This window comes from Bartonella sp. AP11XZML (assembly GCF_042196445.1).
Taxonomy (GTDB): Bacteria; Pseudomonadota; Alphaproteobacteria; order Rhizobiales; family Rhizobiaceae; genus Bartonella.
The window spans coordinates 1-12,006 of the sequence record NZ_JBHIQF010000034.1 but is presented as its reverse complement, the minus strand read 5'-3'; the positions used below and the strand labels follow the sequence as shown (position 1 = coordinate 12,006).

Here is a 12,006-nt window from a genome sequence, read left to right as displayed (position 1 = left end):
TGGGATCTGTCACTGGTGGTGGGGTGCAATTAAGTCAAGCCAATCCAAAACATCTGGTCATTTGTGAGGGCATTGAAACCGATCTGGCTCTGCTGTCTGGGTTATTAACAGAGCCCGTTGATTTATGGGCATCCCTTTCAAACCATGGCATGATGCGTGTGAATTTACCCAAAACCAAAGCCCGTCTCACCATTGCAATGGACGGTGATGAAGCGGGTCGTAAAGCAGGTTTCACTCTCGCTGCGCGCGCTTATAGCCAAGGCTTTGAGGTTTTTATGATGCAAGCCCCCTACGGTCTAGATTTCAATGATGTTTTGATACGAAAAGGTATAAATAAATGAGAGAGAATAAAAACAATATTGTAGATACCAACAATCAAAATGTTTCATGCAATGATAACGATAATGGCTCTTTAAACGATAATATTTGTTTAGAAGCCATTCCTTATAAGCAAGCATTGCAACAAAACGGTTGGGGGGAATTAAAACCACTTGAATATACTCTCTTACCCGTCGAGTCTTTTCATGCTGCGCAAATGCCTTTAACTTTAAGTCGCTATGTTTATGACGTTGCTGACCGTCAACAAGCGCCTCTCGATTTTGTGGCTGTCGCTGCTTTGTGTGGCTTGGCTGCTCTCATCGGCAATGGCGTGCGGATTGCTCCAAAACAACATGATGATTGGAAGATTGTCCCTAATCTCTGGGGCGCTCTTATTGGTCAACCTTCAACCATGAAAACACCTACCATGCAAGCCGCTTTAACTCCCATCACTTGCCTCCAAAAGAAATGGTATAAAGACTGGCTAAAGCAGAAAGAGAGACAAGAAATTGAAGAGATACTTGAAACTTTAGACAAGTCTGAAAAGAAAAAACAAGCCCATAAAGCAATAAAAAAAGGAGATCTTGAAACAGCCCATGCTCTTTTGTCTGAAACCCTCTCTAAAGACAATGCGCGTGATGAGGATGTCTCTCGTTTTATTGTCAATGATGTGACCGTTGAAAAGCTTGGGGAACTTTTAAAAGAAAACCCCCGTGGTCTCTTGATGGTGCGTGATGAATTATCCGGTTTCTTAACAGATATGGAACGAAAGGAATATCAAACAGACCGTTCCTTTTATTTGGAAGCTTTTAATGGAGATGGTCAATTTACTTACGACCGGATTGGGCGGGGAACCATTTTTATTCCCAATGCAACCGTCTCTATTATAGGGGGCATTCAACCCTCTCGCATTCTCCCCTTTATACGCAATGTTTTATATGGCAAAGGCAATGATGGTTTCTTACAACGCTTTCAAATGCTTGTCTTTCCCGATGAGACAAAAGATTGGAAATGGGTTGATAGACCGCCCAATCAAGAGGCATGGGAAACTTATGAAGGGGCATTTCGTTCTCTTTATGATAACCCCCTTGGTTCACCAGAACACCCTCTTGTGATGCGTTTTTCTGCTGAAGCTCAAGAGATCTTTCGTGAATGGATGCAAAAGATTTTTAAAGAAGCTAAAGAGAATAACCTTTCTGAAAGCTTACAATCGCATCTTTTGAAAATGCCTAAAACCATAGCAAGTCTTGCATTGATTTTTGAATTAACCGAAGGGGGGCGTTTTGAAATCAATAAAGATGCCCTTCAAACAGCCTTGCGATGGGAAAAATATTTGTTAAGTCATGTCAAACGTCTTTATGCGGCGGCGGATAGCTTAGCAACAGAGGGGGCAAAATTGATTGTCGAGCGCTGTGATCATTTACCCGCTGTCTTTACTTTACGTGATATTCATCAAAGAAGTTGGATCGGTTTAACAGATAATAGAGCCGTTAAGCAAGCTTTAGAGCTCTTATGTCGTTCCAATCATATTCGTCAAATATCAGTGGAAAATAGCTCTCAAAGCGGTCGACCGACCATACGCTATGAATGGAATCCTTTCGTTAAAAACAACAGCATCAAACAATGAAGTCATTGTAATCTTTTGTTATTCTTAAAACCTTCAAAGATCTTATCGTACCAACAGAGGGTTTACGAATTATCTTTGAGGGTTTTTGTTTTATCATTTTTAAAAGAAGAAACATAAAGAGTCCTTTTAACCTTGTGTCAAAGATATCCAAAACACAACCTCTATAGGTTTTGACGGGGTTTTGAGTTTTGAGGGTTGCTGCTATTATGTAAAAAAACGATAAAAATTAAAAACGTTATATTTCAATGTGTTAATATTTTACAAATCTTAAAAAAACAACCCATATTGATAATATAACCTCTAAATTCAATCAATAATATACGTTTTGAAGGGGTTTTGACGGTTTTTACACCTTCAAAACCTATAAGGAAAATGATTCATAAAACTTATCAAAATACTCATTCTGATATTTTAAAGCACATAGTACATTTATCTTGATTAATCCGTGAAATGAATAGCAAATTTTACTACTTTGCTGATCTTATCCCATGTCATGGGCTGTGGATAAACAATCTTTAAAAACCCCTTTTGAAAAAATTTATCCGTTTTTTCGCATTTTTCTGCATTTTTTTCACCATTTACTCAAAATGGATTTAATAAGCTTCATTTCGATTCTTTTGAAGAGAATTAATCTGTATCGTAGATAGTTATGGAGTTTATCTTTTATGCTTCGCTCTCATCATTCTGATAATGAACACGTCACTTTACGCTCTCTGTTGGAATATTATCGTCAACAAGCTAAATCACTTCGTGAATTAGGAACTCTGTTTGAAAACCTTGTCATAGCTTATTTGACGAAAGACCCTCTCCATTATGGACGCTACGAAAAGGTAGAAACCTATTATGAATGGGCGAAAGAGCGTGAAGGTTGGAATAAAAATGATATCGGTATTGATCTGGTTGCTAAGCTTCGTCATCAAGAAGGTTATGTGGCTATTCAATGTAAGTTTTATCAAGCAGACCATCAGATCAGTAAAAAGGATATTGATAGCTTTATCGCGGCATCTGGAAAAGATATCTTTAAATATCGTCTTCTCGTTGATAGTACGGAAGTGGAATTAAGTGACAATGTGAATGCCATGATTAAAGGACAAGCGATACCCGTTTATCGTATTGACCTTCGTCATATGGAAAACAGTCGGATAGATTGGCAAATATTTGCAACAAAACAAGAAGTTCTTCTGAAATCAACAAAAAATCCTCGTCCCCATCAAGAAGAAGCCATCAAGAAAGTCTGTGAAGGTTTACAAGAAGCAGACCGTGGCAAGCTCATTATGGCATGTGGAACGGGAAAAACTTTCACCAGTTTGAAGATAGCAGAAACCATAGCAGGAACAGGCAAGCGCGTTTTGTTTCTGGTGCCTTCTCTGGCTTTAGTCTCACAAACAATCCGTGAATGGACAGCCGATGCACAAATCCCGTTGCGTTCCTTTGCTGTGTGTTCGGATACGAAAGTAGGCAAGCGTCGTAAAAATCAAGATGATATTGTTGGTATGGAAACATCAGATCTTGTTCTCCCTGCTACCACGGATGCTCAAGCCCTTGCCAAAGAAGCTTGCGAAAACCTAGCAGATGCAATGACGGTGGTCTTTTCAACCTATCATTCTATCCAAGTGATTTCGGATGCGCAAAAAGAGCATGGATTACCCGAATTTGATTTGATCATCTGTGATGAAGCCCATAGAACAACTGGGGCTTTATTGGGAAGTGAAGACAATGAATCTGAATTTATCAAGGTTCACGATAACAGCATCATTCGGGGCAAAAAACGTCTGTATATGACAGCAACGCCTAAGATCTTTAGTGACAAGCTGAAAAGGAATGCTTTCTTATCCAATAACGTTTTGGTGTCCATGGATAATGAAAAACTCTATGGCAAACAACTTTACACTTACAACTTTTCACGTGCTTTAGAGGATAAGCTGTTATCACCTTGTAAAGTTATCATATTAGTTGTCAATGAAAAAGAAGTAAGCCAATCCATTCAACATCTTATTACCGATAAGAATTATGAACTTATTCTTGACGATAGGACCAAGATTAATGGCTGTTATAGAGCCCTTACCAAAATGGATCTAAAACTTGATCTTAAAGATGACCCCAAACCCATGCGTAGAGCTTTAGCTTTTTGCAAAGATATTGAGACTTCTAAACGCATATGCAAGAGATTCAAAAAAGAAAAAGTGCAAGAATCTTTGCGCGCTCTTCATAAGAACTATAAAGATACCCCTCCTCTTAACTGTACCCTTGCCCATATTGATGGAACCTTTAGTGCTAAAGAGCGTACAAAACAACTTGAATGGTTAAAGGAAGATGCGGGGGAAAATACGTGTCGTGTGCTCACCAATGTAAGATGTCTTTCTGAAGGTGTTGATGTTCCTGCTCTTGATGCTGTTCTATTTTTACACCCGCGCAAAAGTCAAATTGAGATTATTCAAGCGATAGGACGCGTCATGCGTCGAGCAGAGGGTAAAAAAAGAGGCTATATTATTCTACCCATTGGGATACCCGCTGACATTCCGCCGGAAATAGCCTTAGAAAACAACAAAAAGTATAATGTCATCTGGCAAGTTCTCAATGCTTTACGTGCCCATGATGACAATTTTAATAAAATAATTCACCATATGCACAAAAAACAAGATGTAAGCGATGCTCTTGAAATCGTTGCTGCTTCTCAAGAACTTGCGTTAGAAGATACGACTACGGTTATTGATGATTTACCTATACGCTCAAAATTAGAGTATTCAGGACTTAATATTGGGTTAGCAACTTACGAATCCTCTCACACATGTGAAGAACAAGGAGAACTCCCCCTTGTTTCTAAATGTAAAGATGTCATTAAAGCTGCTATTGTTAATAGATTTTACGACCCTAGCTATTGGAAAAAATGGGCAATAAATGTTGGTGATCTTGCTCAAACTCATATCATACGCTTAACTGAGGTTTTAACAAAATCAGAAACTGAAACACGGCAAGTGTTTAATGATTTTATGACCGAATTGCGTAACAATTTAAACACAACTATCTCCGAACAAGACGCAATTGAAATGCTTGCACAACATCTTGTAACGCGTCCAGTCTTTAATGCTTTATTTGAGGGGCATCAGTTTGTTCAAGAAAATCCCGTATCTTGTGCTTTACAACGTGTACTCAATGTCCTTGATAAAGTTGCCCCTAAAGAAGAATCTCAAGATCTCAAAAATATTTCTAAGAGTGTACAATTTTACACGCGTGGAATTACCACTCTTGAAGCACAACAAAGTTTAATTGTAGAGCTTTACAATGAATTTTTCCGTTATGCTTTTCCGCGTACAGTAGAAAAATTAGGAATTGTTTATACGCCCATTGAGGTTGTTGATTTTATCATTCATTCTGTTGATGATGTTTTACGCAATGAATTTGGAAAAAGCTTGGGATCACGAGGTGTCTCCATTCTCGACCCTTTCACTGGAACAGGAACCTTTATTACGCGGCTGTTACAATCAAATCTCATCAAACCAGAAGATATGGAATATAAATACCGTTACGATATCCATGCCAATGAGATTGTTTTACTCGCTTATTACATAGCAGCCATTAATATTGAAGCAACCTATCATGGTCTTATGAAAGGGAATTATATCCCTTTCAAGCATATTGGTTTGACTGATACGTTTCGAATGATTGAAAAACAAGATCTAATGAAAGGTCTACTAGAGGAAAACAGTGAATATTTGGAACATCAGAAAAATTTAAATATCCAAGTTATCTTTGGTAACCCTCCTTATTCAACAGGTCAAAAAAGTGCCAATGATAACGCGAAGAATACTCCTTATCCCATATTAGATCAACGTATTCGTGAAACCTATGCTGCTCAATCTAAAGTTACGAATGTACAAGCACTTTATGACAGTTATATTCGTGCCATTCGTTGGGCTAGTGACCGTATTGGTAATGCTGGGGTAATCGGCTTTATTTCTGGTTCAAGCTATATAGACAAGCCAACAATGAACAGCTTACGAAAATCTTTAGCCAACGAATTTACGAGTATTTATGTGCTTAATTTACGGGGAGATATCCGTAAAAACATGTTAAGCAATGGAGCAACTCAAGAAGGAGAGAATGTTTTTGGTAGTGGTAGTATGACTGGTATTGCCGTGACCTTATTTATTAAAAATCCCAATGCTTCTGGAGAGTGTAAAATTTACTATCATGATATTGGTAACAATCTTTCTACCGAAAAAAAACTTGGAATGATTCAAGACTTTGGTAGTGTTGGTGGTATTACACGTGAACAAGGCTGGCAAATAATTACACCAGATAAGCATGATGATTGGATTCATCAACGTGATGACAGTTTTGAAACGTTTCTCGCCTTAGATGATAAAAAAGGGCATAATAAAAAACTATTTGAAGCTTCTTCATGTGGTATAAAAACCAATCGTGACGCTTGGACATACAACTCTAGCCGTGATGCTTTATCAAAAAATATGAGTAATATGGTAGCCTTTTATAATAGTGAGGTAAAACGTTTTAATGCTGCTTATGGACATGCTGATCGTAAAACACGTACCAATATTGTAGACAATTTTGTAAATTCAGATGCTAAAAAAATAAGTTGGAGTCGCGCTCTTAAACAAGAATTGGTAAAAAGAAAGACTTTCAACTTCGAAGAAGCATGTTTCACGCAAAGTTTATATCGCCCTTTTACACAACAATGGCTTTATTATAATCGCATTTTCAATGAATTGGTTTTACAAATGCCTCGTATATTCCCAATGGGAAAAGCGGTTGAAAATCAAGTAATACAAATTACAGGTACGGGAACTCAAACAGTTTTTTCTACTTTAATGACTAAGGCTTTACCTAATTTTCATGCAGTGCATACTGGTCAATGCTTTCCACGTTATATTTACGAAAATACTGAATCTTTAAAAAATAAAAGTGAGAAACAATCCCATTTATTTACAGAAGCAAACACAACATCTGGTTTACAGAGACGTGATGCCATTACTGATGAAGGATTAGCACATTTTAAAGCGGCTTATCCTAATGAAAAAATCACTAAAGATGATTTGTTTTATTACGTTTACGGTTTACTTCATTCAGAAGATTACCGCGCCCGTTATGCTCATAATTTATGCAAAGAACTGCCTCGTATCCCTTGCGTAAAGAGTGCTGATGATTTTTGGAAATTTGTGACAGCAGGGCGTGAACTGGGGCATTTGCACGTGAATTATGAAGATGTAGAGCCTTATCCCGTGACCTTTAAAAAGGGTAATCCAAAAGTTACAGAGATCTCTAATCCCGAAAAGTTTTATTACGTGACTGAAATGAAATTTGCTGGGAATAGCAAAGAAAAGGATAAATCGACTGTTATTTATAACAGCAATATTACCATAACAGATATCCCTCTTGAAGCTTATGAGTATATCGTCAATGGCAAGCCTGCTCTTGAATGGGTTATGGGGCGTCAGTGTGTAAAGACTGATAAAAAGAGTGGCATTGTGAATGATGCCAACCGTTATGCTGTTGAAACCGTTGGAAACCCCGCCTACCCTCTAGAGTTATTTCAAAAGGTTATTACGGTAAGTTTAGAAACCATGAAAATCGTGAAAAACTTACCAAATTTGGTATTAAGAGAAACTGAATAACTTATAAAGCATTCTCACATAATGGGTATGTTAACCTTACAAGGGGTATAGAGCTTATAACCATAATCTATACCTCTTTTTGTTAAGTTGATTAGATACAATCTCTAAAAGGAGTGTTTATATGCGTTATTCTAAAAAGAAATCCCATCTTAAAGTGAATAGGCTTCTTTTCCATTGTCTTTAAGAGGTTATATCGTAATCTAAAATGATAGATTTATTGTTTTCAAAAGCTTTGTTTAAAGAGAGTTATATATATATTCATTTTGCTTATAGGTTTTGAAGGTGTAAAAACCGTCAAAACCCCCTCAAAACGTATATTATTAGTTGAATTTATAGGTTGTATTATCAATATGAGTTGTTTTTTTAAGGTCTATAAAATATTAACCTATTGAAATATAACGTTTTTAATTTTTATCATTTTTTTACATAATAGCAGCAACCCTCAAAACTCAAAACCCCGTCAAAACTCATAACTATAATGATCTTGATAGCATCTCTTATGAGTTACAAGCTATCTTTTGAAAAGCTTTAAAGGATCATATGATTTTCATAAAGCACGTTGTAATCAATTCTCTAAAATCATAAGGTTATCATTCAAAAGAACTGATAAAAATTCATAAAAGGGATTTTGCTAATCTCTATAATTATCAGTTTCTATTGAGATGTTTTCATAACAATCTATAAATCGTAATTATCCTATATCCTATTTATCGTTTCTCTTATGAAAATGAAAAATGATGCTATGGCTATAAAGCATATAACAGCTATAGAGAATGCGTAAAAATAACAGCCTTATTTGAATAAAGCAAAAATGCAAATGAATGCATTGGTTATAAAGACCATCTCTATGAAAAGCTGTTAAGTTGCAAATGTGTTATAAACAAAATTCACAAAAAAATTAAAATTCATTTAGTGAAAAAACTGATAGGTTATAAAGTTAAAAATACGCATTATGAGAGCGTTTCTAAATATTATCAATGTATAGATTCAAAACATAACGCAATCGTTTAAGAAAGCCCATAATATAGCTTTAAACGCGTATAAATATAAAAGAAGCAATTAATAAGCATAAGATATTATCAATACATAACGTATTTAAAAAATATCAAAAAAGATGAAATATTAATTGACAATAAATACGTATTTTGTTATATAAATAATCAAGTGATGAAAACACTTACAGTTAGCGACTAGGTTACGATAAACCTAATCCTATTAAAAACTGACTATCTTTTATGCTTTAGTTAGCATATATGATGATTATGTCGGGTGTAGCTATGCTATACAATACCCTTATGGGAAAAGCGTAGCAACGGACTAACTGCCGTGTTTTCAACACCCGGCGCCCTTATAGGGTTGTCAATTGAAAACTTCTTTACAGTTAGGTTTTAAATATGACAAATATAGTAAAAAACACTCCCGTTAATAAGAAAAAAATATCCAAAAAATATGAATTTACTAGTGAAATGGATTGCGTAGCTGGTCATTTCTTATATCGCATTCGGGCTTTAAGAGATTTTGGGGATGTTAAAGCTGGCGATCTAGGCGGCTTTATTGAAAAGGAAAGCAACTTATCTCACAAAGGCAATTGCTGGGTGTATGACAATGCGCGTGTTTTTGAAAATGCAAGGGTTTATGACAATGCTAAAGTCAAAGGCTTTTTTGTAGACGTTTATGGCGATGCTAAAATTTATGGTAATGCTATTTTTCAAGGCATGGCAATAAATGATTATTGTGAGATTTATGGCAATGCCCATGTTGAAAACGCCGTGGTTATTGAAGGCAATGTTAAAATTTATGATAACGCCCGTGTAAGTGGTCATGCTCATATTTCCGATATGTCTGTTATTTGTGATAATGCTCATGTCGGAGGCAATGCAAAAATAAGTGATGGTGCTTATATTTGTGATGATTCCTATGTCGTTGATGATGCCGTGGTTTGTGGTTCTTATGTATCTGGTTCTTCTTGTGTTCATAGTGCTGCCTCTTTAACTGAAGAGGATCAAATTCATGATGAGGCAATTCCAAGATTTGGAAGTGATGATGATTATTACCGTCATGAGTATTATGACGAGGCTGTGTAATTAACACTAGGCGCGGCGGGGGCGCCCCTCTTTAAAACATTTCATTTTAAAATTTATCAAATATGAACTTAGGGAGTTACCTATGAACGCTATAACTGTAACTAAAAAATACGAATTGACTAATGAAACTCATATTATTGAAGGTCGTACTTTATATAGAATTAAAGCATTAAAAGATTTTGATAATGTCAAGGCGGGTGCCTTGGGTGGCTTTATAGAAAATGAAGATAACCTCTCGCATGATGGCAATTGCTGGGTCTATGATAATGCTTGTGTTTATAATAATGCTTATGTTTTCGATAATGCAAAAATTGAAGGCTATGCTAAGGTTTTTGATTGTGCAAAAATTTATAACAATGCAAGGGTTGCTGATCATGCCTTGGTTTTTGGAAAAATTTATGTTTACGATTATGCCTGCGTTTTAAATCATGCTGAGGTATCGGACAGGGCTGTTATAAAAGGTCATGCTAAGATCTATGATAATGCTTTATTGACTGGCTATGCACAAGCTTATGGCAATGCAAAGATTTTTGGCAATGCTCAAGTTTGGTTTTTTGCTATAGTTGGTGATGATGCTTGTATTTATGAGAATGCAAAAATTACAGGCTATACATACATTTGTGATCAAGTGAGTGTTTTTGGCAATTCATATATAGATACAAAAAAACTGAATGGTCATATTAAAATTTGTGATCAAACCATAAAAGACGCTGCGTAAATAATGGCTTGTGCGTGGCGGGGGCGCCTGCTTTCCAACCAAATTTCCCATTTCAAATTTTATTTAGAAAACGTTTATCACATTAGATTGTGAGGGTATCTCTATGTGCAAAAAATACGAATTAACCAGTGAAATCAAAAAAATCAAACATGCTCTTACTCGAAATATTATAAATCTTTATCGCATTAAAGCTTTAAAAGATTTTGATGATGTTAAGACGGGGGATTTAGGGGGCTTTATTGAAAAGGAAGCTAATCTATCCCATGATGGCAATTGCTGGGTTTATGATAAAGCTTGTGTGTATGGCGGCTATGCCCGTGTTTATGACAATGCAAAAATACGANGTCGTGCCATTGTTGCTGGCTCTGCCCGTATTCATAGCTATGCCAAGGTTTATAATTATGCCTTTATTAATGGTCGTGCAAAAATACATGGCAAGGTCTATGGTGGTGCTTTGGTGGGCGGTTGTGCTGAAATTTATGGCTCTGTTTTTGGCAATGCCAAGGTTTTATTCTATACTAAGGTCTGGGGTCGCGCTTATGGCAATGCGAAATTAACCAAGAAAAGCAAAGTAAGGGAAGTTCCTATAAATTATGAGGTTTATGAAAGCGATAACCTTGTCAAGATTGTTGATGAAACAGAATAAAAATAGACATAGGAGTGCCTTCTTGATGGCTATAAACGCATTATAAGATAATTGCTTAATATACATATCATAAAAGAGAGCATTCATAAAAGAAAGCCGTGTCAAGTGATATGACGCGGCTTTCAAATAACGATTATAATGATAGAAAAATAATCATCCACAATGGAGTAATGAATGCATATATACAAAACGTATTATATTGCAAGGGCTCTTTTGAGATATGAAAACTTATCAAAAGGAATGTAAATAATGCGTATAATTTTTACTCACTCATTTGAATGAACGCTTTTCATTTCTCTCAAACGTATTAATCATAACGTCTTTATCTTTTAAAGAGATTCATTGAAAACAAAGCCCATGATCAAAATGCTTCTTTTAAAACGTTCCAATATGTTGACCTTAAAATTGAGTTGAGTGAATTCAAATAACTTATATTCTAAAATCAAAACCTATCAAACAAATCAAAACGCTTGATAGCTTTAACAAAACCCGTTTTTTACAGTTGCAAACGTTGGCTTTTAAAACAAACTCTCATAAGACAATAAACAACCGCTTTTATCAAACGCAAGGCTTTAAAAACTGTTATAAACATCCGTTTCAAACGTTTAAACGTTCATTTAGAAAGGCTTTCATAAGTTTCTTTTAAACAGAACTTCTTTGCAAATTAATCGCTCTATATTTGTGCTCTGTACTTTTAAATGGTAACTTTTAAAACGTTTTTTAGTACCATATCTAAGGTAAAATAGTATTTTACTGCTATGGTATTACCCGCCTCCATTTTTTTGTGGAAGCGAATAATTCCGTTCTTAAAAACTAGTCTGCAATCTATTCATTAAAAGGCTTTTCATTTCATAAGATATAAAATACCTCTTTATCGTTTTTTTAACTTTTAGTAAGCGTTTTAAAAGCGATTTTATCCTTAATCCTTTTATGCAATTTTTTAAATTAAACCTATAAGCTTATGACAGGTTCAAACAGTT

At 35.6% G+C, this 12,006-nt stretch carries 6 protein-coding genes; all 6 read left to right on the top strand.

Translation table 11 applies throughout. The annotated features are described in order from the left end of the window. The coding region (locus tag ACFIMG_RS03120) for a toprim domain-containing protein (protein WP_375693565.1) at positions 1-341 on the top strand (341 nt) is incomplete at its 5' end. Continuing rightward, on the top strand, positions 338-1,945 hold the full coding sequence (locus ACFIMG_RS03115; RefSeq protein WP_375679186.1) for a YfjI family protein: 1,608 nt from the start codon (positions 338-340) through the stop codon (positions 1,943-1,945). The genes ACFIMG_RS03120 and ACFIMG_RS03115, both read left to right, overlap by 4 nt. Positions 1,946-2,610: 665 nt before the next feature. Next, positions 2,611-7,578 (top strand): DEAD/DEAH box helicase, encoded by a 4,968-nt coding sequence (locus tag ACFIMG_RS03110; protein WP_375679187.1) that lies wholly within the window; start codon positions 2,611-2,613, stop codon positions 7,576-7,578. Between the two features lie 1,394 nt (positions 7,579-8,972). Then, positions 8,973-9,662 carry a hypothetical protein gene (locus ACFIMG_RS03105; protein ID WP_375679188.1) on the top strand — a complete coding sequence of 230 codons (690 nt, stop codon included), beginning with the start codon at positions 8,973-8,975 and terminating at the stop codon, positions 9,660-9,662. Positions 9,663-9,744: 82 nt separating this feature from the next. After that, entirely contained in the window at positions 9,745-10,380 is a 636-nt protein-coding gene (locus tag ACFIMG_RS03100; RefSeq protein ID WP_375609724.1) for a hypothetical protein, read from the top strand. A 103-nt stretch (positions 10,381-10,483) separates the two neighbouring features. Further along, positions 10,484-11,026 (top strand): hypothetical protein, encoded by a 543-nt coding sequence (locus ACFIMG_RS03095; RefSeq protein ID WP_375693564.1) that lies wholly within the window; start codon positions 10,484-10,486, stop codon positions 11,024-11,026. The last annotated feature ends 980 nt before the right edge of the window (positions 11,027-12,006 follow it).

Coding starts and splice junctions, on each gene's coding strand:
- ACFIMG_RS03105 (WP_375679188.1), top strand. CDS start 8,973: ATGACAAATATAGTAAAAAACACTCCCGTTAATAAGAAAAAAATATCC.
- ACFIMG_RS03110 (WP_375679187.1), top strand. CDS start 2,611: ATGCTTCGCTCTCATCATTCTGATAATGAACACGTCACTTTACGCTCT.
- ACFIMG_RS03100 (WP_375609724.1), top strand. CDS start 9,745: ATGAACGCTATAACTGTAACTAAAAAATACGAATTGACTAATGAAACT.
- ACFIMG_RS03115 (WP_375679186.1), top strand. CDS start 338: ATGAGAGAGAATAAAAACAATATTGTAGATACCAACAATCAAAATGTT.